Origin of the sequence: Schaalia sp. JY-X169 (assembly GCF_014069575.1) — a bacterium.
Taxonomy (GTDB): Bacteria; Actinomycetota; Actinomycetes; order Actinomycetales; family Actinomycetaceae; genus Scrofimicrobium.
This window is the reverse complement of the sequence record NZ_CP059675.1, coordinates 1,397,373-1,421,014: the sequence shown is the minus strand read 5'-3', so window position 1 is coordinate 1,421,014 and position 23,642 is coordinate 1,397,373. Positions and strand designations below refer to the sequence as shown.

Here is a 23,642-nt window from a genome sequence, read left to right as displayed (position 1 = left end):
GTGGGTGAAGGGTCTGGTTTTCGTGGGGGTACAGGTGCTGCAGCCGAGCGTGGGGGAGCGCCCAAGTACGATCCGATAGTCGTGTCCGCAGAGTCGACGGTGGTGTCAGAGTATGAGGCAGAGGTGTCCTCGGACACTGGGTACCAGTCAGAAGCGGAACTTGAAGCATCTTTCATTCGTCTGCTGGAATCACAGGCGTACGAGTATCTGCCGATAACCTCAGAAGCAGAGCTGATTGCCAACCTGCGTCTGCAACTGGAGAAGGTCAACGACATGACGTTCTCAGACGCGGAATGGGAGAGGTTCTTCTCAAGTTGCATAGCCAGCAAGAACGACGGCATCGTTGAGAAAACCGTACGCATCCAAGAGAATCATATTCAGTTGCTGCGGCGCGATGACGGGTCAACGAAGAATGTCACGCTTCTGGATAAGAAGAATATTCACAACAACAGGTTGCAGGTCATCAACCAGTATGAAGTTGGGCGTGCTGTTCCTGAGGATGACTACGACCCGGGAGGGCGCTACGCCAACCGTTATGACGTCACCGTCCTCGTCAACGGATTGCCAATGGTTCACGTTGAACTGAAGAGGCGTGGGGTGGCGATTCGTGAAGCATTCAACCAGATCAACCGTTACCAGAGGGACAGTTTCTGGGCGGGCAGTGGGCTGTTTGAGTACGTGCAGCTGTTCGTCATCTCCAATGGGACCCAGACCAAGTACTACTCCAACACCACACGAGACTCCCATATCAAAGAGGGGCGCAAGCGTGGGAAGGGCTCGAAGACTACCAACAGCTTTGAGTTCACGTCGTGGTGGGCGGATGCGCAAAACCGCCCCATTGAGGATTTGTCGGCATTTGCAAAGACGTTCTTCGCAAAGCACGCACTGCTCAACATTCTGACCCGGTACTGCGTGCTGACATCAGACCGTCGGCTGCTGGTGATGAGGCCCTACCAGATCGTGGCAACAGAGCGGATCCTGCAGAAGATCCAGGTTTCCACCAACTACAGGCAGTTGGGGCGTATTGAGGCAGGCGGATACGTCTGGCACACCACTGGATCGGGCAAGACGCTGACATCGTTCAAGGCGGCCCAACTCGCGTCCAAGATGCCGGGGATCGACAAGGTGTTGTTCATTGTTGACCGCAAGGACCTCGACTACCAGACCATGCGGGAATACGACAGGTTCGAGAAGGGAGCCGCGAACTCGAACGCGTCGACGGCGGTCCTGAAGAAGCAGCTGGAAGACCCGAACGCGAAGATCATCATCACGACGATTCAGAAACTGTCGAACTTCATTGCGGGAAACAAGGGACACGCGATCTACTCCGGGCACGTCGTCCTAATCTTCGACGAGTGCCACCGTTCCCAGTTCGGAGACATGCATGCTGCCATTACGCGGTCATTCGAGAACTTCCACCTGTTCGGGTTCACCGGCACGCCGATCTTCGCGGAGAACAGTCCGGGAGGTGGGAGCCCTGGTCTGAAGACTACCGAGCAGGCGTTCGGCCAGAAACTGCACACCTACACGATCGTGGATGCCATTCACGACAAGAATGTCCTGCCGTTCCGGATCGACTACGTGAACACCATCAAGGTGGGGAACGTCATCGACAAACAGGTCTCTGCCATCGAGACCGAGAAGGCAATGATGGACCCTCGACGGGTGCGGGACGTCGTGCAGTACGTCCTCGAACACTTCGATCAGAAGACCAGGCGCGCCGACAGCTTCGTGCACCAGGTGGTCACCAACGTTGTCGACTCGAGTCGGGGGCGCGGTCGGGCTGATGCTGTTCTTGAAGCGCGGCGGGTGCGTGGGTTTAACGCCATCTTCGCAACCGCTTCCATTGATGCGGCGCGGCGCTACTACACGGAGTTCCAGAAGCAGATGGAGGTGCTGCCGCAGGATCGACGGCTCAAAGTGGGGATCATCTACTCCTACGGAGCCAACGAAGAGGTTGCCGACGGTGTGATCGATGAAGAGGCGTTTGACACGAATGGGCTGGAGGCCGATGCTCGCACGTTCCTCGAAGATGCGATCCAGGACTACAACGACATGTTCGGGACCAGTTACGACACCAGTAGCGACAAGTTTCAGAACTACTACAAAGACCTGTCGCTGCGGCTGAAGAACCGGGAACTCGACCTCGTCATTGTTGTCAACATGTTCCTCACCGGATTTGATGCGACAACCTTGAACACGCTGTTCGTGGATAAGAATCTGCGGGCGCACGGCCTTATCCAGGCGTATTCGCGGACTAACCGGATCCTCAACTCCGTCAAGACGTACGGCAACATCGTGGCGTTCCGCAACCTGGAAGAAGAGACCAATGCGGCGTTGGAACTGTTTGGAAACAAGGACGCCAAGGGGATCGTCCTCCTGAAGCCCTTCAGCGACTATTACGTGGAGTACGAAAAGCTGGTTGGGGACCTACTTGAGCAGTTCCCCAGTGACCGGGGGATTGTCGGAGAAGAAGCGAAGAAGCAGTTCGTCAACCTGTTCGGCGCAATCCTGCGACTGGAGAACATCCTGGCCTCCTTTGATGAGTTTGTTGGCCGGGAGTTGCTGACTCCGCGGCAGGGGCAGGACTACCGGAGTCGTTACCTCGACTTGCATGCCGAAATGCGTCCCACAACCGAAGACAAAGAGCGCATCAATGAGGACCTCGTCTTTGAGATCGAGTTGATCAAACAGGTTGAAATTAACGTCGACTACATCCTCATGCTCGTGGAACGGTACCGCAAGGAACACGGTGATGGGGATGATCGGGAGATTCGTGCGGAGATCTCACGGGCAGTTAATGCCAGCCCGACCCTGAGGAGTAAGCGGGATCTGATTGAAGGGTTCGTTGACTCGGTGTCGGTGGATGGAGCGATCGATTCCGAATGGCGCGCGTTCATCACGGCGAAGCGGGATCAGGAACTGGACCAGATCATCAGTGAAGAGAACCTGCGGCCCGAAGAGGCACACCGCTTCCTTGAGGTGGCGTTCCGTGATGGGGCGCTGCGGACTTCGGGCACCGACATCACTTCGGTGCTGCCCCCTGTGCCGCGTTTTAGTCGGGGTGGTCAGCACGGGGTAACGAAGCAGAGGGTCATCGAAAGGCTGACGGGGTTCTTTGAGCGGTTCCTCGGCCTTGTGTGATCTGGCGGGGCCGTCGCCGAGGGTTCAGTGTGGTGATCCGGCGCGGCGGAAGATGGCGAGTGGGAGGCACGGCACTCTGTTCCACGCCGAGGTTCGTGGTGGTACAGTTCATGCATGAGTACCACATTTGTTGCGCCGTTGGGAGACCGAGGGCGGTTAGTGCTGCCGGCTAAGCTCCGCGCAAGCCAGAACTGGGAGCAAGGTGACTCTCTTGTATTGGTGGAAACGTCCAAGGGTGTCTTGATTGCGACCCGTCGGCAAGCGCTAGACCTGCTTCGTGACCAATTGGCGGGAGAGAGCCTGGTCCAAGAGCTTATTGACGAGCGGCGACAGGCAGCCAAGGCCGAGCAGAGTGGCGACGAGTGATTGTCCTCGACGCATCTGCGGTCCTAGCGTTCCTTGCCGGAGAGCAGGGGAGCGAGATTGTTGAGAGGCAGTTGGCGGGCGGCGTTATCGGTGCGGCAAACTGGTCTGAGGTGCTGCAGAAGATCCGCACGCGGGGGGCCGACTGCGATGTCGCGGCAGCGGTGCTTGCAAGCTACGGCGTAGAGGTCGTGGCAGTGACTGCTGAGGACGCATTGGTTGCAGCTAGGCTGTGGCACCCAAAGACTCCACTGTCGCTGGGGGACCGCCTCTGTTTGGCGCTAGGTGAGCGGATGGGTGTCTCGGTGTTAACCGCGGACCGCGCATGGGGCTCCGAAGGGCGAATCGTCCAGATCCGCTGAGAGGTTGATCGCGCTTTAGCGCAGTCGTGCGGATTGTGGGAGAGGGCGGTTTAGGGGGCGCGGGCGCCCTCGTACAATAGGTCCGGTAGCCATGACAGGTTACTCACCGAAGTTGCGTTGGAGGTCGTGTCAGTGTCTTTCGTCTGTCGGCGTTGATTTGGCTGTAGGAGGCCGCGTGCGCGCGCTAAGGAAAGTAACTGAAGGTCCAGGACTTGAACTGGTCGACATCCCTGAGCCGCAGCCGGGGTGGGACGACGTGAAGATCCGTGTCAAGCGAGCGGGCCTATGCGGGACGGATCTGCACCTCTACCGCTGGGATGGCGGAGCACCCGGTTCATTGAGGCCACCGCAGACGCTGGGTCACGAGTTCTCCGGAACCATCGTTGAACTGGGTGAGGGCGTGGCGAACCAGGAAGGACCCAACGCGCTCAAGGTTGGGCAACTGGTCAGCGTCGAAGGGCACGTCGTGTGCGGGCGGTGCCGCAACTGTCGGGCCGGGCGCGGCCACATGTGCCTGAATGCGGCTGGAATCGGTGTTAACCGGGACGGCGCATTTGCTGATTACGTGGTGGTTCCGGCCTCGAACGTCTGGGTTCAACCCGACACGATTGACCCCGAACTGGGAGCCCTTTTCGACCCGCTCGGCAATGCTGTTCACACCTGCCAGCAGGTGGAACTCACCGGGCAAGACGTTCTCATCACCGGGGCCGGGCCGATCGGGATCATGTGTGTCGCCCTCGCCAAGCACGCCGGGGCGCGCCACGTCGTCATCACCGACCTCAACGAAGACCGCCTTGAAATGGCGCGCAGTGTCGGTGCGGATGCCGCGTTGCAGCCCAACGGCGACGAACTGCGTGCCGCTATGGCTGAGTTGCGGATCCGCGAAGGATTCGACGTAGGACTGGAAATGTCCGGGGCACCCGCTGCGCTCCAGACACTGGTTGACTTCTGCAACCACGGGGCGACGCTGGCGCTCCTGGGCCTGCCCACCAAACCGTTCGCGATCGACTGGCACAAAGTCATCACCCACATGCTCACAATCAAGGGCGTGTACGGGCGCGAAATGTACGACACGTGGTACGTGGCGACATTCTTGACGGAAACCTCACCGGAACTCCGTGAGACATTGCGATCCGTGATTACACACCGCTTCACGCCTGAGCAGTTTGAGGACGCCTTCGCCACCGCGGGCTCCGGGCAAGCAGGCAAGATCATTATCGACTGGGAGAAATAGATGTACGCCAACAAAGAGCAGGTCACCGCGGAGCTGCAGAGCATTCGTGATGCTGGCCTGTACAAAGAAGAGCGTCCGCTGATGGGCCCGCAGGGCGCCCTCGTGCAAACCCTTTCGGGGCGGGCGCTCAACTTCTGCGCAAACAACTACCTGGGGCTTGCCGACGATCCGCGCATTGTGGCGGCCAGTAAGGAGTCGCTGGACCAGTGGGGCTACGGATTATCGTCTGTGCGGTTCATTTGCGGGACGCAGGAGCAGCATCTCGCCCTCGAATACGGGATCTCGCAGTACTTGCGCCGCGATGACACCATCTTGTTCTCCTCCTGCTTTGACGCAAACGGGGGGATCTTCCAGGTTCTCTTTGGTCCCGAGGACGCCATCGTTTCGGACGCCCTCAACCACGCGTCTCTAATTGACGGGATTCGCCTCTCCAAGGCGAAGAGGTTCCGCTATGCCAACAGGGACATGGCGGACCTGCGCGCTCAGTTGGTGGCGGCGCGCGAAGCGGGGGCGAAGACTATTGTGATCGTGACCGACGGCGTGTTCTCCATGGATGGGTACTATGCGCCGCTGCCGGAAATCTGCGATCTGGCGGACGAGTTTGGCGCCTTGGTGATGGTGGATGACTCCCACGCCACGGGTTTCGTTGGGCCGGAAGGTCGAGGTGTCGCCGCCATGTACGGCGTGGAGGATCGCGTTGACATCCTCACGGGCACACTCGGCAAGGCGCTGGGTGGCGCATCTGGCGGCTACGTTTCTTCGCACCAGGAAATCATCGATCTTCTGCGGCAGAGGGCGCGTCCCTACCTGTTCTCAAACACTCTGGCGCCGTCGATTGTGGCGGGGGCGAGCGAGGCAATTGCGATCGCTCAAGAAGCCGACGACGCGCGTGAACACCTGCAAGAGATGGCGAACCTCTTCCGTGAGTTGATGGATGAGGCCGGATTCGAGCTTCTGCCCGGAAGTCACCCGATCATTGCCGTCATGTTTCCCGGCGAGGACGGGGCGCGGCAAGCCACCGCTGTAGCGGCAGAGATGCTGCGCCAAGGTGTGTACGTGACCGCATTCAGTTTCCCTGTGGTTCCGAAGGGGGAGGCGCGGATTCGCGTGCAGATCTCAGCGGCGCACAGTGAAGGTGATGTGAGAGCGGCGGTTGCGGCGTTTGTGAATGCGCTGGAGACCATGGGCTCTGTCGGAATCTGACAGGAAGGCTTGGAGAATATGTCAGTTCCGCTAGTTCCAGCACCCGTTCACATGGCCGTTGGGAGTGGGTCGTTTGAGCTCATTCCCGGCGGGGTCGCGGCCCCGCCACAGTTCGCCGGAGTTGCCCAGTTGTTTGCTGACGAGGTCGCACGGGAATCGGGGATTTCCCTGACCGTTGCGTCCTCGGACAGTGCGTCGCCTGTGATCACAGTTGAGTTGAGTAGTGAGGGGCTTGACGCTGTAGCGAGGGCGAGTGGGAACCGGGCTGATGGTAACGCAGAGGCAGACGAACGTTACGGCCTCGCAATCACGACGGAGGGCGTGCGGGTATGGGCGGCCACCCCGGAGGGCGTGTTCCGCGGGCTGGCATCGCTACGCCAACTGATTGCTGCAGGGGCGTCGGACGGGGTCGCGACCCTCCCCGTGATCGAGGTCGTCGACGGACCAAGGTATGCATGGCGGGGAATCTCGTTTGACGTCGTTCGTACCTTCCACGGGCCCGAGACGGTGCGGCGCGTCATCGACATGCTCGCCGTTCACAAGCTCAACGTGCTGCACCTGCATCTCACCGATGACCAGGGATGGCGCATCGAGGTGCCGTCACGCCCCGCGCTGACCGAGGTGGGGTCCACTGGCGCCATCGGGGACCGGCCGGGTGGGTTCTATACCGTCGCTGAGATGGCCGAACTGGTGAAGTATGCGGCCGACCGCTTCATCACCATTGTCCCGGAGATCGACATGCCGGGTCACACTGGCGCCATTTTCCGGTCGTACCCTGAACTGGCTCCCACCAAGGGTTTCTCCGGGGATATTGCGCCCGGGCTTGCGGTGGGGACGCTGGATCCTGGGCGTCCGGAGACCTGGGAGTTCGTGGGGGACGTCCTCGACGACATCATTCCGCAGTTTCCAAACACCGCCTATATCCACATAGGTGGCGATGAGGCGTTCGGAATGCCTGTGGAGGAGCACGCGGCATTCATGGAGCGAGCGACCCGGATGGTTCGCGACCGAGGGCGGTTTGCCGTGGTGTGGCAAGAGGCGGCGCGGGGGAACTTGAGTAGTCAGGACGTTGTCCAGTACTGGATGGATGCACGAGATACTGGGGCGATGCTGGCCAATGAGGCGCTCACAGCGATGGTTCCCGAGGAAATGCTCGGGGTGCTGAAGGAGACGCTTTCGCACGTGGCGCAAGACGTGCCGCGGGCGTTGGAGATGGGAACGAAACTGATTGTCTCTCCGACCAGTCGTCTCTACTTTGACCGTCCTCAAGGGGATGCCTCATTGCCGATTGACACACAGTATGAAGAGGTTGGTTTTGGGTTCAACAAGTCTGTTCTCACAGGGTTGCTGTGCGATTAGCTTGGGTTTGATGGGACTGTCTGCACGGACTGGGGCTTGATCACCGACAACGAGGTGATGCAAGCGAAAGCCTGGGGTGTTGAGCACCTTACAAGGGAAGAGCGGATGCTGAAGATCCTCGATGCCGGCGCCGAGTGATTCGCTGACGCTACTGATGAACCGGGAGCAGATTCTTCCGTTGGAGCGGGGTCTGTGACATTAGTGTGATGTAGGCCACAATGGCGGCAGGGGGCTCCTTTGGCGAGTCTGGATGTCGGAGGTGGGTCGTAGGGTTTAGGAGTCGAACAGGTGTTCGATTTAATTCTCTACGAAGGGGGTGGCGGCCATGGGGATGCGATTAGCGCAGACCGTTGCGGAATTGCAACACGTTGATGGTCTGCTGCCGACGGTGGAGCAAATCGGTACAGGCACCGACGTGGAGGTGCTTGAACTCGCACGCTTTACGGCATTCTTAGTGAAGAGAATCCAGGGCGTGGGTGTGGCGTGCGCCGGCGTGTTGGACCGGCGTATCACTGACGGGTCTATCACCGACGGCGGCGCACTCGGGTTTGGGGGAGCAGCGCAACTGGTGCGCGACCTGACGGGTTCCTCAATGGCTGAGGCACGAAAGCGACTCCGGTTGGCTGTCGCGATTACTCCCGGGGATGATGGCAGAGAGTTCGGCTCTGCTCCGCCGTGCGAGCTTGTTGCGGCAGCGGTTGAGGAAGGACAGGTTTCTGAAGCGGCTGCAGTGCAGATTGTCGACACGCTGAAGCGGCATGAAGAGCTCGGAGGAGCCGCGGGAAAAGAGATGGAGTCGCATTTGATTGGTGTGGCTATGGGTGTCGATACCTCAGGAGTTGACTATGGCGCTGTCGAACGGCAGATCCGCGATGGGAGCCTCTGCGGCGCTTTGGGTGCAGGGCCAGGTAGGGGTACTGACATCCCTGGAACGGGCCGGGAGGCGCACTTGGATGAGGTGCGGCGGGCGTGTAGTCAGGCATCGGACTCGTGGAATCCTCGCAGGGCGGTTGATGCGGACCGTGATGTGACAAAGGGACGTTTTCTGGTGATTGGCCGGGAGGTCGAGGGGCTCGTTTCGTTGCGGGGCAGTCTGCTACCAGAGGTAGCAGCATCTCTTGAAGCAATGACCAATGCAATTACGTCACCACGGGCTCGGATCAGGCCAGAGGGCTATGGGCGCGGCAGCGATGCGCTTCTTCATTGCGATGGTGCCGGGCAAGCAGGTGAAGCCTCGGGGGTGGCGCATGAGTCTGACAGCAAAGATAGCGCGTTTGATCGTCGGGATCCCGGGCAAAAACGACATGATGCTTTCGCATCGATACTGAATGTCGCGGCCGCGACGGCCGCCGCCACTGCCTCTGCCACCTCAGGTGTGCCCATTCTTGGGGGCGCCGCATCTACAGTGATGATTCAGACAAGTCGTGAAGCGATGGAGCAACGTCGCGCCGGAGTCGTCCACACAAACAACGGGCCAGTCAGCACTTCTGGGCTGGCAGTAGAGCACGCGGCCTGTGTTGGGGCAGTGCAGTTCTACTCCGTGGATCCCGGCGGCGCTTTGATCAGCCTTGGTAATCAGCAGAGGACGTTCACTGGCCACCAGCGTCGCGCAATCCTGGCGCGGGATGGCGGATGCGTCATCCCCAACTGTGATGTCCCTGGGCAGTGGTGCGAAGTACACCATGTAACTCCGCATGCTCTGAATGGACCGACCCATACTGACAACGGGGTTCTCCTGTGCTACTTCCATCATCGCCACATCGAGGAATCCGGATGGAATGTGCGAATGAAGAACGGTGTTCCGGAGGTGCGTCCGCCTCGCTGGAAGGACCCTGACAGGCGGTGGTGGCCAACTCGGAGAGTTGGCAGTACGGGCAGTGACACTGGCTCTGAGAAGAGTGCCAGTGGAATTCGGGGCACTACTGGAAGTGGCGCGCTATTGCTCGATCCCGATCGTGGCCACGGGCCCGATGGTGAGCAAACACCCTTGCTGTTGTAGGCATGGGCGCTGCCATCACAGTTGCAGTTGCACTAGATGTAGGCATGGGCAGCGGCATCACACTCGCCGTCGCCGTCGAACTCGCCTCAGGCGTTGGTGTAGTGCCGATTCATGCGAGTTCTGCGTTGTTTTTTGATGCGGGGTGTGAGGTGTGTGCCCCGGTGTGAGAAAATGTGATGTAATCCGTGACAGCGCCCGACATTGGGCACGCACAAGAAACTCTGAGGAGCGATCATGACATATCAATACCCAAGTAACGTAGTCGTGCAGCCGACCAAATCGTTCGTCGTCACGTGGTTGCTCTCGTGGTTTCTTGGCTACTTTGGGATTGACCGCTTCTACCTGGGCAAAGTCGGCACCGGCATCCTCAAACTGGTGACCCTGGGCGGCTTTGGCGTCTGGTACCTGATTGATCTGATCATGACCCTAGTCGGCGCACAGACCGACAAGTGGGGACGTCCGCTTGCAGGGTACAAGAAGAACAGTGCGCTCGCGTGGATCATCACCATCATCGTCACATTCGGGAGCACCATCATCACGTTCATTTCAGGTGGCTTCTCTGCTCTGATGGGCATGTTCTAGGCGAAGACTACTCGGCCGGACAAGGGGGCACTCGGCCGGATGAGGGGTCGCCCGGCCGGATGAGTTGTCACCCAATCCAGAGTGTCACGGATCGTGTCCTGCAGTGGGCGCGGTGCGTAGCCGAGCTCCCGGCGTGCTCGTGTGCTTGAGAACCTTCCTGGCTCGGCAAGAACCCGCAGCGAGTACTTGGTAAACAGGGGGGCCGTGCCTCGGAGCAGCGCGATGAGTTCCGCCAGCGGTGCGATTGTGCGTGCAATCCACAGTGGTAGAGCTGCAGGTCGGAAATGTCCCTGGGCAGAAGCGACCGCCGACACGAGCTTACTTACCGGGCAGTAGTGTCCCGGCAACAGGTAGGTTCGCCCACTGTGTCCCTTCTCGATTGCAGCGATTGTCGCCTCCGCTATGTCCCGTGCGTCCGCGAAGTCATACCCTCCCTTGACCGAAATGAAGAGGGTTCCCGAAGCTGCATCCCGCACCAGTCGGGTCAGGTGTGTATCCCCAAAGTCGTGGTGTCCAGCCATTCCTGAAGGGAAAACTACGACGCGCCAGAGATCTGTGGCACCAAGGACAATGCTCGTTGCAGCGGCCTTGGTCTTCGCGTACTCACCGTGCACGGCATCTGGGTTGAAGTCCTCGGAGTGATCAAGCTCCCGAGCGACCCCGTCAACTTCAGGCATGGCATGCACGCTTGAGATGTAAGCCAACCTTTCGACGCTCGTTGATCGCGCTGCGGCAACCACATTGGCTGTGCCACCCACATTTGTTTCCTCGACTAGAGGAGTAACCTTGCCCGCAATCGAGACGATGCCGACACAGTGCACAACCCACACGGGGAGATCGCTGGACGTGAAGGCTTGCTGCACGGACGCAAGGTCACGTACGTCTATTCGAACAATCTCCAGGTTCTCATCATCTTGGAGGTCGACAAGCGCCGGGGGTACCGAGTCTGCGCGTGGTGGGAGGGCCGGAGGTGTTTTGTCAGACGGTGGGAGGGCCGGAGGTGTTTTGTCAGACGGTGGGAGGACGGGAGGTGTTGGGCCCGTGTGTTCCTGGCCCATATAGACCGCGGCACGCACACTCTCTCCCTTTGCGAGCAGCTCTCGAACCACATTGTTGCCGAGGAATCCGGCCGCACCTGTTACTACCCATAGCCGGGACGAGCTTTCTCTTGCTCCCACTATCCCTGTCCTGCCAACACGAAGAATCAAAGCTTCTTCCAGTATCCCCTTGTCCTCGCTACGCGCATCGGCCTTAGGGCCTACGCCACGGGAAAATTGAGGCCGTATCCTCAAGCATATGAGTCCCTCTGACGATGGCGCTACGAACTCGTCTCCACCACAGAAATCCTCGGGAACACCCGTGCACACTGGCGCGACACGGCCCACGCAAGACAAGCAATCGGAAAGGCAGCAGCGTCGCGAGAGCAGTGCGCGGCGCGCTGGCGCTGGGCGGGCCGGGCGGACTGGACGCGGCAGCCGGGCTGGGCGGGCCGGGCGTGCTGGCGCTGGGCAGACCGGTGCGGGACGGACCGGGCGTGCTAGTGCTGGGCGGACTGGGCGCGGCAGCACTGGGCGCGGGACTGCTCCCGGGTTGAAGCCCGTCCAAAAGGTCGGCCTCGTCCTTGGTATCGCAGCCTTCTTCGTTCCTTTCATCGTTGATATTCCAAACCTGGATGCACCGGGGGAGCGGATGTTGGCGATCTTCCTGCTCGCCATCGTCTTCTGGGTAACCGAGGCGGTCCCCCTGACGGCAACCGCCGTCCTCGTCATTCTCCTGGAAGTGCTGCTGGTCGCCCAAGGTGCCCTGTGGGACCCGACCGGTGGCAACCCCGAACTTATCGAGGCGGCCCTTCCGGCTTCCACTTACTTTGCGGCTCTTGCCAACCCGGTGATTATCCTCTTCCTCGGCGGATTCATGATCGCTGACGGAGCAGAGAAGTACGGGCTTGATAAGAACATCACGGCCGTAATGCTCAAACCGTTTGCGGGTTCAGCGCGTTCCACAGTGCTTGGATTAATGCTGATTACCGGTATTCTCTCCGCATTCATGTCAAACACCGCCACCACGGCGACCATGTTCGCAGTTGTGATCCCCATCCTGAGTTCCATAAAGGACCCCAAGGCACGAGCGGGCGTCGCACTCGCGATTCCGTTGGCCGCCAACGTTGGCGGAATCGCCACGCCCGTGGGTACCCCACCGAATGCTATTGCGATCGGTGCTCTCTCCACGCAGGGAATTGATGTCTCATTCGCTCACTGGACGATGATGGCGGCCCCTTTTGCCATCGTGATCCTGGTTGCGTCGTGGATGCTGATTTGTCTCCTATTCATTCCTCGCGGGCAGACGATCGACCTCGAGGTTGAAGCCGACTGGAACATGACGAACAAGGCCAAAATCTTCTACGCGGTCGCAGCCCTAACGATCATCCTGTGGATGACTGAGCCGGTACACGGGATCTCATCCAATACGGTTGGGTTCATTCCGGTGGCTCTACTTCTCTGCTTGCGTGTCATGGACGGAGAAGACGTCAAGAAGCTGGACTGGCCCGTTCTCTGGCTGGTGTCTGGCGGTATCGCCCTCGGCACCGGGGTGGGAGCAACCGGGCTTGACGCCTGGTTGGTGAACTCAATCGGGTGGCACGCTCTGGGTGGAGTCGGAGTCATCGTGGTCCTGTGTATGGTCGGACTGGGTTTTGCGAATGTCATGTCTCACTCGGCAGCTGCCAACCTGCTGGTTCCACTGGCTATTTCGCTGTCGGTGGCGCTGCCCGGAACCAACACCATGATGATCGCGGTGGTTGTGGCAATCGCGACCTCGCTGGGGATGTCGCTACCGATCTCAACTCCACCGAACGCCATCGCGTATTCCACCGGCATGGTTTCGGTGAAGAACATGGCAATAGTGGGGGTCATTGTCGGCATCGTTGCGACACTGCTCCTAGCCCTCGCGATGCCGCCACTGTGGAACATCATGGGGTTGGTTTAGGTGCTGCCCCTTGCTGTAATGGTCGGCGAGGGCGAGTATCCGGCAAGTTTGGCTCGCCTCTTTCGTGAGAATCTTGGCGACCAATGTCAAACGGTCGCGTACCCGAACACGGGTGAGGCAGCAGCAGCTTTTGGGTGTGTGGCAGGCGCCGATACGGCTTGTTCCACAGAGCCGGTTGCCCTGCTGGTTGTGGTGGTCGGAGACGATACTCTTCCGGCGGACGAACTGATCAGACCGCTCTCGGGATGTGAGGCGTTCCGTGAGACCCGAATCGTCGTTCTTTCCACAAGCCTCAGTATCAAGGGCGTTGATTGGCTTGTCGACACGGGCAACCTGGATTGGGTTGGGTTCACAGAGGATCTGCGCATCGAGGCCTTCCTGCACAGCATGCGGGCCCAAATCAAACTGTTCCATGAGCATCAGAAGATTGGAGCAACCCCAGAGGTTTCTTCGCTATTTGATCAGCCCTTCACCGACTCTGAGATTATTCAGAAGATTCTGCGCCGGATTGAGCTCTCCCTCGGAGCGCAGCCACGCATCACACTTCCTGCTGGGGTACGCCTCACCACCAAGGGAGCCTGGGTAGAGGAAGTCACCATCATCCTTGAAGGATCCGTCGCCCTGATCCATGAGAGCCCGGGCGGTGACATCGTCATGCATGAGGAATCTACAGGGCGAATAATCGGGTTGCTGGCGGTATCCGAAGGCCGTCAGGCCCTGTTGAATGCAGTCACTACCAGCCCGGTGACCGGAGTTCGTCTGACCGTCGAGCAGCTAAACTCTTCCATTGAAGGACACCCGGACATTGTCCTCTTGGTGGCGACCCTCTTCATTCGCTCCCTGGACCGTCGTTTGCGGCGAGCCGAAGAACTGCACATTGAGAACGCGGAACTCTCCGAACAGGTGGAGACTGAACGATCGCAACTGGCAACAGCCCTCACGAATTTGGAGGAGGCACGCACGGAGCTGTCAGCCCAAGAACGGCTTGTCTCCCTGGGGACCCTCGCCGCGGGGATAGCCCACGAACTGAACAACCCGATGGCAGCGATTCAGAGAATCAGTGAACACCTGGGTGACGACGTCCTCGGACTGGTAGAGACTGCCCCAAACAAGAAGTGGTCCGATCTCGCCGGCCGAGCCCTGCGCAGCGGAGTGGAAGCGCCATCCCTATCAACGCGCGCCGAGCGCCAATTGCGTCGTGACCTAACCAAGGTTACGGGTGACCCCGCAGTTGCTCAGCAGCTGGCTCTGGCAGGTATCCGGGACCTTGATCTGGCAAAACGACTGACATCCCGTTCGAACCTCTCCCTTGATGGTGCCCGCCAGGCTGCTTCTATTGGCACTGGGCTGCGCAACCTTCGTTCTGCCTCAACCAGGATCACACAGCTAGTTTCATCGCTGCGATCCTACGCGCGCCCCGACGGCGACACGGTCACTGGCATAGACCTGCACGAAAGCATCGATGACGCAGTCCGCCTCTTGCCGCACAAGCTGGACGGGATCCAGCTGATTCGCAAGTACTCTGACCTGCCGCCTCTTGAAGGGCACCCGGGTCAGCTGGCACAGGTGTGGACGAACATTCTCACCAATGCTGCTGAAGCGATTGTTGAAGCGGCAGACCAAAAACCAGGGGTCATCACCATTCGAACCAGCGAACCCACCCCCGGCTGGCTTAGAGTAGAGATAACAGACAACGGGCCGGGTATACCCGATTCAATCTTGCCGAGGATTTTCGAGCCGCGCTTCACGACGAAGTCGGGCCAGGTTCGCTATGGCATGGGAATTGGGCTTGGTGTCACCCGGACCATTGTTGGCCGACACCATGGCACCATGCGCATTCACACAGGGGCAGATGGCACCACAGTCGTTGTCGATCTTCCCACTAAGGAGGAACAGTGAAACTCTCAATTCTTGTTCTTGAGGATGAACCCGAAGTCCGTGCGGCGATTGAACGGGACCTCATGCAACTGGCACCAACGATCCGCATTGAACCAGCAGAGGATGTCGAGGACGCTTGGGAGGTGATTGGAGAGATCCTTGATGACGGTGACCTCTTAGCCGTCGCCCTGTGCGACCACAGACTCCCTGGGACCACCGGCGTCGACTTCATGATTGAGATGGCACATGACCCGGACCTTGCGGCCACGGGAAAGGTACTGGTGACAGGTCAAGCAGACCTCGAAGACACGGTTCGAGCTGTCAATGACGCCCAACTGGACCACTACATTGCCAAGCCTTGGAACGCCGAGGAGCTTATCGAGATAGTCAAGGAGCAGCTGACAGACTACGTGATCAAGATGAAGCTCAACCCGCTCCCTTATCTCAAAGTCTTGGACATGGAGCGCGCCCTCGATGCAGTGCGTGACTACGGCCGAGCGGACTAGAACGCTGCAGCTGCCCTCTCGATAGCCGCGCGATCTGCTCCTGCGCTTTGCAGCGCCAAGAGGGTTGCTCCAGCCACGGACTCCTTCTGAGGGAACAGAACCTGGGCTTCCGGTAGCACTTGCAGAACTCCCTCCTCGACCTGGTCGAGCAGGCTAGGGTTACGAGCAGCGAGGATGCTGTCGGCTAGCACCACGTCCACTTCACCCGTCAGACTCAGCGCATCGGTTCCGGCCCGAACATAGGCGACGACCTCGGATGCCTGACGTTCCACCAGTTGCTGAGCGACCCGGTCACCCCTGTCAGCAGCGTAAAACACCGCCGGCGCCATTCGGCCTAGTTCGACTTCGGGCATCTCCCCGCGGTACAGTGCCGCAATCACGGCCTCGACGGGCATGTCGAACTCATATTCAATCTCCTCAGTAAGGGCGGTTTTCGGTCCGCGGCGATCGAGGGCGCGGGCCGCATGCCACAGCGCAGCCTTGCCCAGTCCGATGCCTCCACCCCAGTCTCCGGAGAGACTACCCATGGAAGCGAAGGTCCACTTCTCGCCCCTGTCATTTGTCGCAATCGCGGTAGACCCCACGCCACACGAAACAGCCACTGCATTGGGGTTGAGAGTCGCACTGCGAAGTACTGCTAGAGGTTGCGGCTCAATATCCAAACCATTGCGGGCCCATTCGAACCTGCGAAGCCTCTGACGGAACAGTGACGCTTCCGTGTCCAAGTGAAGTCCGGATAGGCATACCGATGCATGTACCACGTCGGGATTGTCGACGATCCCGGTGACAAGACCATTCAGCGCCTCAGTTGCATCGTCAATAACCTTCAACCTGGCACTGGAAGTGGCGCGACCGACCAACTCGCCGCCCGTTGTCATTACGACAACGTTCGTCTTAGTCTCTCCACTGTCAATACCAACGACAAGCTTATTACTGGGCATCGCAGAAGCCGTCCGCTCGGGGCATATGGGCCTTTCATGACCACATATATGTGTTGCCCATCGTACGACAGATTGCATTCTGCAAGCTGTGGCTCCCGCGGGCGCTGGCAGGGTCCGGCAAGGCGGGGCTGGGTTAGGCCCGGCGAGGCCGGGAAGGGTCAGTTCGGGCAGAGTCAGTTCGGGCAGAGTCAGTTCGGGCGATGCCGCGGCCCGCCAGGTGGGTTCGAGACCGGGCGGGCGGGATTGCTAGTCCTTCTCCGTCGTAAACGTTGAACGGTACGATCCGCTGGAGACGCTATCCCGTGAAGGTGACTTGCCGGTGCCCTGCCAGTTCCCTGGTGAACCAACTTCCGTACCCCGGCTGCGGTACACCATGTAGGGGCGAACGGGGTAGAGGACAGGTGGCGCGACCGCGTGCACAAGACGTGTGTACGGCAGCACTGCAAACAGGAGCAGGCCAGCAATAATGTGCAGCTTAAACTCCCACGGCACATCAACCATCAACTGGGCTTCCGGGTGGAAGTAGAACAGAGAGCGGAACCACGGGCTGATTGTCTCCCGGTAGTTGTACCCGTGTTCGCCACCAAAAATCTGTGTCGAAACGGTTGCCAGCGTTCCCAAGGCGATGGCTGCAACAAGGATGACGTACATGACGATGTCACGTGGAGAGGTTGCGAGCTTGACCGACCTCACCACGAATCTGCGTACCAGCAGGCCCGCCAGACCAATGATCGTCATGATTGCCGCGACTGTGCCCAGCGACAATGCCATGAAGTGATAGAGACCCTCACTAATACCAATTGCAGAGGTCCACGACTCTGGGACAGCAAGACCGACCAGGTGGCCCATCACCACAAGAAGGATCCCGTAGTGGAACAGCGGGGATGAAATCCGCAGCCACGTGCGTTCATACGTCTCTGAAGAACGCGTCACCCACCCGAACTTGTCGGTCCGCCACCGCCAGACAATCCCAATAAACAAAGATGCTAAAGCCAGGTAGGGGAAAATGATCCACAGGAATGTGTTCATGATGTGCTCCAAGCGAAGTTGACTCCGACCATTTCGGTGGGCGGACCCTGGGTAATGAGTCGTTGAAAACGTTCGACGACCTCGTCCGAAACCTCCGGAAGAGTGCAGACAAGGCCGTCAAGAAGGTGTGCGTAGGGAGAGTGTGCAGCATGCAGGGCAGAACGCATTACCTCAAGGCCATCGCGGTGGGCGGCCAGCAACTGCACGACCAAAGGATCACCAGAGGTCGCAGAGAGCTCGAGAATCACCGGTAGGTAGTCATCAAGCTCATCGGTGTCATTTTCGTAGCCCAAAGCACCAAGAAAGTCCTTGAAGCCCAAAATGGCGCTACCCCGCAGCCGGGTGTCACCAGCAACGTAGTAGCTCAGGTACAGGGCAGTGCGACGCCGCTGGTCAAAAACCTCAACGTAGTGCTCACAAACCTCACGACGAGGGCGGGTCACCGCCCAGTCGACGAATGCGTCCAAGTGCACGCGAATGCCCGCGGGGAGCGCATCACGAACCTCGTCGTACGCGGTCAGGGCCGGATCAAACCGTTCCTCGGGGTAGGTCAGCCAGGCAGCAATGAGCATGTGAGCCGTGCGGATCTGCTGCTCGGTGCACGCCACTGGCTCGATGGGAGCCACTGGCGAAGGGGTGAGAAAACGAACCGGCTTCGTCATCGCAATGCCGAACTGTCAGATGGGCTTTTGAGGTCAACGAAGACTGGTTCACGCCGCGTTCCACCGGTGGAACCACAACCGATTGCCGACGTGCAGGCCGAGGGCGCGCCCTCGCCCAAATACCCAGCATCACCCATGCCTTCCGTGTCGATTCCCAGTTCCTCCATGCGGGGGGCAGGTGCACTTCCGCCCTCGGGAATTACGTAGCGGTCGTCATACTTGGCGATCGCTAGCAGGCGGTACATCTCTTCAAGCTGTTTCCCGGTCATGCCGACCGATTCAGCTATCTCCTCATCAACCTCCCGGCCCAGGTTGACATCCCGCATGTGGGAACGCATGGCCGCAAGCCTGCGCAACGCCAACTCAACGGGGCGCGGATCCCCAGCCGTGAACAGCTCTGCAAGGTAGTCCAAGGGAATACGCATCTTCGACAGTGTGGTGAGCAAAATCCTGTGGTCTTCACCGTCTGCACCCGATGCGGTCACCGCATCCACCACGGGGGCCAGCGGCGGCACGTACCAAACCATCGGCATCGTCCGGTATTCCGGGTGCAGGGGGAGGGCCAGGCGGTACTCCTTGATCAAAGACCAGATCGGAGACTCCTGAGCCGCCAGAATCCACCTGTCTGAAATCCCTTCGGCACGTGCAGCCGCAACTACCAGCGGATCGTGAGGATCCAGGAGGATGTCCATCTGAGCCTCGTACAGGTCCTGCTCATTTTCAGTTGCAGCAGCCTCTCCGACCCGATCTGCGTCATAAAGCATGACACCCAGGTAGCGCAGGCGCCCCACGCAGGTCTCCGAGCAAACCGTTGGTTCACCAATCTCAATCCGCGGGTAGCAGAGCGTGCACTTCTCAGACTTACCCGTCTCATGATTGAAGTAGATCTTCTTGTACGGGCATGCCGCCACACACATGCGCCAACCACGGCAGGCGTCCTGATCAACCAGAACGATCCCGTCTTCGTTCCTCTTGTAGATCGCTCCCGACGGGCAGGCAGCCATGCAGGTTGGGTTCAGGCAGTGTTCACAAATCCTCGGCAGGTAAAACATGAACGAAGACTCAATGTCGGCCTTCACCTTGGTGGCGATCTCCTTCAAGATCGGATCCCCAGCCAACGCGGCCTCGCCCCCGCCAAGATCATCATCCCAGTTTGGTCCCCAGGCGACAGTATCGATGTTGTCACCGGTGATCTGGCTGACCGGACGTGCAACAGGGAAATACTTGGAATCCCGCGGGGCGCTGAGCAGCTTGTCGTACTCATACGTCCACGGTTCGTAGTAGTCGTCCAGCATCGGCATGCGCGGGCACGCAAAAATCTGGCTGAGGACGGAGAGCCGTCCCCCGGAACGCGGCACTACCTTGCCCGCCTTCGTGCGCTTCCACCCGCCACGCCATTTCTCTTGGTCTTCCCACTGCGCCGGATAGCCGCCACCGGGGCGGGTCTCAACATTGTTGAACCACATGTACTCAGTGCCAGAGCGGTTCGTCCATGTCTGCTTGCAGGTAACCGAACAGGTGTGGCACCCAATGCACTTGTCCAGGTTCATTACCATCGCGACTTGAGCCATGACTTTCATCAGTACGTAACCTCCTGGCTGCGCTTACGGATCAGGGTGACTTCGTCACGTTGGCTACCCGTTGGTCCCACGTAGTTGAATGCGTAGGAGTGTTGAGCGTAGCCACCGATCAGGTGGGTGGGTTTGATCATGACGCGGGTGAGGGAGTTGTGGATGCCTCCACGTCGCCCGTTCGTTTCGGTTAGTGGAGTCCCCATGATGCGTTCCTGTGCGTGGTACATGTAGACAGTTCCGCGGGGGAGCCGGTGGGAGACAATCGCCCTGGCAACGACGACACCGTTGCGGTTCCATGCCTCAATCCACTCGTTGTCAGCCACTCCGATTGTCGCCGCATCCTCGGGGCTGATCCACACGGTTTGCCCGCCGCGCCCCAGCGTCAACATGTGGGGGTTGTCGTAGTACTGCGAGTGGATTGCCCACTTGTGGTGCGGGGTTAGGTAGCGGACCGCCACGCTGGTTTCCCCGTCGACCGTGCCCGTTTCACCGACGGTTGGTTCACCGTAAAGGGTGTCGAGGGCAAGAGGTGCCTTGAAGATCGGCAGCGATTCGCCGAGGTCGCGCATCCAGTCGTGGTCCAGATAGTAGTGTTGCCGCCCCGTGAGGGTATGGAAGGGACGCCCTCGTTCAATGTTCTGCACGAACGCTGAGTAGCGCCGCCCCCCGTGTTCTGAGCCGGACCATTCGGGCGAGGTAATGACGCTCTCAGGTCCCTTCTCATTGAGCTGGCGGATGGTGACCTTCTTGTCTTCGAGCCCCGCGGAGAGGTCGGCGAGCTTGGTTCCAGTTCTCTTTTCCAGAGTTTCGAAACCGGTTGTCGCTAGACGCCCGTTGGTGGTGCCTGACAGGGAGAGGATCATGTCGCACGCGGCCTCGGCACTGTCGATCTGTGGCCTGCCGTTGCTCGGATGCGTCCCGTACTGTTTGCCGAGGGCCTCGACTTCGACCGACGGGTCATAGACGACACCCTTGGTGACCAAGCCGACCTTGTCGGCGAGCGGCCCCAGGGAGTTGAAACGATCGATGAGTGTCGTGTAGTCACGTTCGACAGGCACCAGCTTCGGCATGTTGACCCCCGGGGTGAGGGGGATCTTGTCGAGGTCGGCGACAACTCCACCCGGATTTGCGTACTCATCCGGGGTATCGTGCGCCATCGGAACCGGGATAATGTCGGTCTGTTTGCCGAGGTGAACCTCCGCCATCTCGGAAACGTGGCCGGCCAGCTCCTGGAAGATCTCGTAGTCGGTGCGCGCCTCCCACGGCGGGTCAATCGCGGCGTCGAAGGCGTGAATGTAGGGGTGCATGTCAGTCGATGACAGGTCCCGCTTCTCATACCAGGTCGCCGCGGGGAGGACGAGATCGGACATCAACGTCGTGGTCGTGTTGCGGAAGTCCACTGTCATCATCAGGTCGACTTTGCCCGAGGCCGCAGCTTCGCGCCACACCATGGTTTCGGGTCGACGGTCTTCAGGGAGTTCAGCAGCGGACACCGCGTCATCTGTGCCAACCATGTGCCGGTAGAAGAACTCCGCGCCCTTGGCCGTGTTACCCAGGAGGTTGGTGCGCCAGGAGGTGAGGATGCGCGGGAAGTTCTCCGGGTTATCAGGATCCTCGGCAGCAAACTTCAGTTCACCCTTCTCAAGTTGGTCCACCACGTAGGCAGGACCCGCCATTCCGGCTTCCCGTGCTTCCTGGCCCAGCAGCAGGGTTGACCTGTCAAAGGTGGGGAAAGAGGGCATCCAACCGCGCTTCATCGATTCAACCAGCGTGTCCGCGGTTGACTTGCCCTTCCAGTCGAGGTCTGCAAGGGGTGAACGCAACTTGTCGACGGGGGTCCCGTCGTAGCGCCACTGGTCGGTGATCAGATAGAAGAACCCCGTGGTGATCATCTGGCGTGCCGGGCGCACCCAGTCGAGGCCGAAGGCAAACTGGGCCCAGCCTGTGATCGGGCGCACTTTCTCTTGTCCGACGTAGTGGGCCCATCCGCCACCGTTGACCCCCTGCGTCGCACACATTGAGGTCAGGGCCAAGATCGTCCGGTACATGGTGTCAGCGTGGTAGTAGTGGTTGACACCAGCCCCAAGGATGACCATGGACCGGCCTTTGGAATCAATGGCGTTCTGGGCGAACTCGAGACCGATCCGAACCGCTGCATTGGCGGGAACCCCGGTGTGGGTTTCCTGCCACGCGGGTGTCGGAACCGCGTCGACGTCGTCGTAGCCTGCGGGCCACTCACCGGGGATTCCCTCGCGCTCTACGCCGTACTGCGCAAGGAGGATGTCGTAGACGGTGGTGACAAGGTTGCCATCAACCTTCACGGCCGGCACACCGCGCTTGACGATGCCGGTACCCGGCGACACCTGTTCGGGTGTGGCCGGAAGGTCGAAGCGGGGAAGAAGGATCTCTACGCCCTCGGCTCCCGCGATTTCATCCGCGGAAAGGAAGGGGTCCACTCCTTCCATCTCCAGGTTCCATTTGCCCATGCCTTCTGCACCAAAGTGGTCGGCAGAGGTACCACCCGGGTCGACGATGCCACGCTCTTTGTCCCACACCAGGGTGCGGAACGCAGCGTTTTCCGAGTCGACCAGCTCTGGTCCCGCAGCGCCCTCGGCAGCAGTGAGGAACTTCCCCGGAACATACGCCCCGTCCTTCTCCTCAAGTTTGACCAGGAAGGGGGAGTCGGTGAACTTTGCCATGTAGTCCAAGAAGAACGGCTCTTGGCGCTGCACATGGAACTCTTTGAGGATGACGTGCCCCATCGCCATGGCTAAAGCGCCGTCAGCGCCGGGTGCGACACGCAGCCATTCATCAGCGAACTTGGTATTGGCGGCGAAGTCCGGGGAAACAGCCACAACCTTTTGGCCGTGGTAGCGGGCCTCTGTCATGAAGTGGGCGTCGGGCGTCCTCGTCTGAGGGACATTGGAGCCCCACATGATCAAGTACTGGGAGTTGTACCAGTCGCCAGACTCCGGAACATCGGTCTGGTCACCGAAAACTTCGGGCGAGGCCGGGGGAAGGTCCGCGTACCAGTCGTAGAACGACAGCATCGATCCGCCCATGAGTTCATAGAAACGCGACCCCGCGCCGTACGAAACCTGCGACATCGCCGGAATGACTGAAAAGCCAAACATCCTGTCTGGCCCGTACCGCTTCGTGGTGTAGACGTGGGCGGCTGTGGCGATTTCCATCGCTTCCTGCCACGAGCACCTCACCAGGCCACCCCTGCCTCGTGCAGACTTGTACCTGGCAGACTTCTCAGGGTCCTCGACAACGTCTCGCCAGGCGAGGACGGGGTCTCCCAACCGCTCTTTGGCTTCGCGGTAGTAGTCCAAGAGGATGCCGCGCGCATAGGGGTGGCGGATACGGGTTGGGGAGTAGGTGTACCAGGAGAACGCGGCTCCACGAGGGCAGCCGCGCGGTTCGTACTCGGGCATGTCCGGGCCGGTGGTCGGGTAGTCAACCGCCTGGGTTTCCCAGGTGATCACACCATTCTTCACGAACACCCACCACGAGCACGAGCCCGTGCAGTTCACCCCATGGGTTGAGCGGACCTTGCGGTCGTGGTTCCAGCGTTGGCGGTAGAACTGATCCGCCTCACGTCCGCCCTCGAGAAAAAGCTGCCGAGAGTTTGCGGCAGTGGCGGCAGGTCGCAGAAACGCACCAAGCTTGGCAACGGAGTCTGGGAGTGTAAATGGGGAGGTGTCAGCCATCGGTTTCCTCACTCAACTTCATGCGGATTGGGCGTCTTCACCCAGGTGCTTCTATTCAACAACGAATGGCTTGAAAAAGGCTGGTTTCCGCGGAAATACGCCTATTCC

General features: G+C 59.7%; 17 protein-coding genes. 11 read left to right on the top strand and 6 right to left on the bottom strand.

Features of this window, described 5'->3' with window-relative positions:
* The 8 genes from H2O65_RS06265 to H2O65_RS06225 all read left to right on the top strand — a co-directional run bounded on the left by H2O65_RS06265 (position 1) and on the right by H2O65_RS06225 (position 10,246).
* Positions 1 to 3,144 carry a type I restriction endonuclease subunit R gene (locus H2O65_RS06265; protein WP_182142695.1) on the top strand — a complete coding sequence of 1,048 codons (3,144 nt, stop codon included), beginning with the start codon at positions 1 to 3 and terminating at the stop codon, positions 3,142 to 3,144.
* A 114-nt stretch (positions 3,145 to 3,258) separates the two neighbouring features.
* Positions 3,259 to 3,510 (top strand): AbrB/MazE/SpoVT family DNA-binding domain-containing protein, encoded by a 252-nt coding sequence (locus H2O65_RS06260; RefSeq protein ID WP_182140914.1) that lies wholly within the window; start codon positions 3,259 to 3,261, stop codon positions 3,508 to 3,510.
* Entirely contained in the window at positions 3,507 to 3,869 is a 363-nt protein-coding gene (locus H2O65_RS06255; protein ID WP_182140913.1) for a type II toxin-antitoxin system VapC family toxin, read from the top strand. The genes H2O65_RS06260 and H2O65_RS06255 overlap by 4 nt, the downstream gene beginning before the upstream one ends.
* Positions 3,870 to 4,044: 175 nt before the next feature.
* The gene (gene tdh, locus H2O65_RS06250) at positions 4,045 to 5,103 is read left to right on the top strand and encodes an L-threonine 3-dehydrogenase (RefSeq protein ID WP_182140912.1); all 1,059 of its coding nucleotides are present in this window, start codon (positions 4,045 to 4,047) and stop codon (positions 5,101 to 5,103) included.
* Positions 5,104 to 6,306, top strand: a complete 1,203-nt coding sequence (locus tag H2O65_RS06245) for a glycine C-acetyltransferase (protein WP_182140911.1) — start codon at positions 5,104 to 5,106, stop codon at positions 6,304 to 6,306. It abuts the gene before it with no gap.
* A gap of 18 nt (positions 6,307 to 6,324) precedes the next feature.
* On the top strand, positions 6,325 to 7,665 hold the full coding sequence (locus H2O65_RS06240) for a family 20 glycosylhydrolase (RefSeq protein ID WP_220458718.1): 1,341 nt from the start codon (positions 6,325 to 6,327) through the stop codon (positions 7,663 to 7,665).
* A gap of 325 nt (positions 7,666 to 7,990) precedes the next feature.
* Positions 7,991 to 9,664 carry an HNH endonuclease signature motif containing protein gene (locus tag H2O65_RS06230; protein ID WP_182140910.1) on the top strand — a complete coding sequence of 558 codons (1,674 nt, stop codon included), beginning with the start codon at positions 7,991 to 7,993 and terminating at the stop codon, positions 9,662 to 9,664.
* A 234-nt stretch (positions 9,665 to 9,898) separates the two neighbouring features.
* Positions 9,899 to 10,246 (top strand): TM2 domain-containing protein, encoded by a 348-nt coding sequence (locus tag H2O65_RS06225; RefSeq protein ID WP_182140909.1) that lies wholly within the window; start codon positions 9,899 to 9,901, stop codon positions 10,244 to 10,246.
* On the opposite strand, the gene H2O65_RS06220 is transcribed toward H2O65_RS06225, so the two are convergent.
* Positions 10,243 to 11,424: an NAD-dependent epimerase/dehydratase family protein gene (locus H2O65_RS06220; protein WP_182140908.1), complete on the bottom strand. Its 1,182-nt coding sequence runs from the start codon at positions 11,422 to 11,424 to the stop codon at positions 10,243 to 10,245. The two genes, H2O65_RS06225 and H2O65_RS06220, sit on opposite strands and share 4 nt — an antisense overlap.
* 412 nt (positions 11,425 to 11,836) lie before the next feature.
* Here H2O65_RS06220 and H2O65_RS06215 point away from each other — a divergent pair, with 412 nt between their 5' ends.
* From H2O65_RS06215 to H2O65_RS06205, 3 genes are read left to right on the top strand one after another with little or no spacing between them, the layout of a single operon-like run.
* The gene (locus H2O65_RS06215) at positions 11,837 to 13,231 is read left to right on the top strand and encodes a DASS family sodium-coupled anion symporter (protein ID WP_259349467.1); all 1,395 of its coding nucleotides are present in this window, start codon (positions 11,837 to 11,839) and stop codon (positions 13,229 to 13,231) included.
* Positions 13,232 to 15,130, top strand: a complete 1,899-nt coding sequence (locus H2O65_RS06210; RefSeq protein ID WP_182140906.1) for a sensor histidine kinase — start codon at positions 13,232 to 13,234, stop codon at positions 15,128 to 15,130. It begins immediately after the preceding gene.
* Positions 15,127 to 15,615 carry a response regulator gene (locus H2O65_RS06205; protein ID WP_182140905.1) on the top strand — a complete coding sequence of 163 codons (489 nt, stop codon included), beginning with the start codon at positions 15,127 to 15,129 and terminating at the stop codon, positions 15,613 to 15,615. The genes H2O65_RS06210 and H2O65_RS06205 overlap by 4 nt, the downstream gene beginning before the upstream one ends.
* On the opposite strand, the gene H2O65_RS06200 is transcribed toward H2O65_RS06205, so the two are convergent.
* From H2O65_RS06200 to H2O65_RS06180, 5 genes are all read right to left on the bottom strand, one after another.
* Complete coding sequence (locus H2O65_RS06200; RefSeq protein ID WP_182140904.1) at positions 15,612 to 16,556, bottom strand: N-acetylglucosamine kinase; 945 nt, start codon at positions 16,554 to 16,556, stop codon at positions 15,612 to 15,614. The genes H2O65_RS06205 and H2O65_RS06200 overlap by 4 nt on opposite strands.
* Positions 16,557 to 16,802: 246 nt before the next feature.
* Positions 16,803 to 17,585: a respiratory nitrate reductase subunit gamma gene (gene narI / locus H2O65_RS06195; RefSeq protein WP_182140903.1), complete on the bottom strand. Its 783-nt coding sequence runs from the start codon at positions 17,583 to 17,585 to the stop codon at positions 16,803 to 16,805.
* On the bottom strand, positions 17,582 to 18,247 hold the full coding sequence (gene narJ, locus H2O65_RS06190; protein WP_182140902.1) for a nitrate reductase molybdenum cofactor assembly chaperone: 666 nt from the start codon (positions 18,245 to 18,247) through the stop codon (positions 17,582 to 17,584). The genes narI and narJ overlap by 4 nt, the downstream gene beginning before the upstream one ends.
* Positions 18,244 to 19,827, bottom strand: coding sequence for a nitrate reductase subunit beta (narH, locus tag H2O65_RS06185; RefSeq protein ID WP_182140901.1), 1,584 nt, complete (start codon positions 19,825 to 19,827; stop codon positions 18,244 to 18,246). The genes narJ and narH overlap by 4 nt, the downstream gene beginning before the upstream one ends.
* Complete coding sequence (locus H2O65_RS06180) at positions 19,827 to 23,534, bottom strand: nitrate reductase subunit alpha (RefSeq protein WP_182140900.1); 3,708 nt, start codon at positions 23,532 to 23,534, stop codon at positions 19,827 to 19,829. Before H2O65_RS06180 ends, narH begins: the two co-directional genes overlap by 1 nt.
* Positions 23,535 to 23,642: the final 108 nt, after the last annotated feature.

Coding starts and splice junctions, on each gene's coding strand:
- H2O65_RS06225 (WP_182140909.1), top strand. CDS start 9,899: ATGACATATCAATACCCAAGTAACGTAGTCGTGCAGCCGACCAAATCG.
- H2O65_RS06180 (WP_182140900.1), bottom strand. CDS start 23,534: ATGGCTGACACCTCCCCATTTACACTCCCAGACTCCGTTGCCAAGCTT.
- H2O65_RS06245 (WP_182140911.1), top strand. CDS start 5,104: ATGTACGCCAACAAAGAGCAGGTCACCGCGGAGCTGCAGAGCATTCGT.
- H2O65_RS06200 (WP_182140904.1), bottom strand. CDS start 16,556: ATGCCCAGTAATAAGCTTGTCGTTGGTATTGACAGTGGAGAGACTAAG.
- H2O65_RS06230 (WP_182140910.1), top strand. CDS start 7,991: ATGGGGATGCGATTAGCGCAGACCGTTGCGGAATTGCAACACGTTGAT.
- H2O65_RS06260 (WP_182140914.1), top strand. CDS start 3,259: ATGAGTACCACATTTGTTGCGCCGTTGGGAGACCGAGGGCGGTTAGTG.
- narJ (WP_182140902.1), bottom strand. CDS start 18,247: ATGACGAAGCCGGTTCGTTTTCTCACCCCTTCGCCAGTGGCTCCCATC.
- narI (WP_182140903.1), bottom strand. CDS start 17,585: ATGAACACATTCCTGTGGATCATTTTCCCCTACCTGGCTTTAGCATCT.
- H2O65_RS06240 (WP_220458718.1), top strand. CDS start 6,325: ATGTCAGTTCCGCTAGTTCCAGCACCCGTTCACATGGCCGTTGGGAGT.
- narH (WP_182140901.1), bottom strand. CDS start 19,827: ATGAAAGTCATGGCTCAAGTCGCGATGGTAATGAACCTGGACAAGTGC.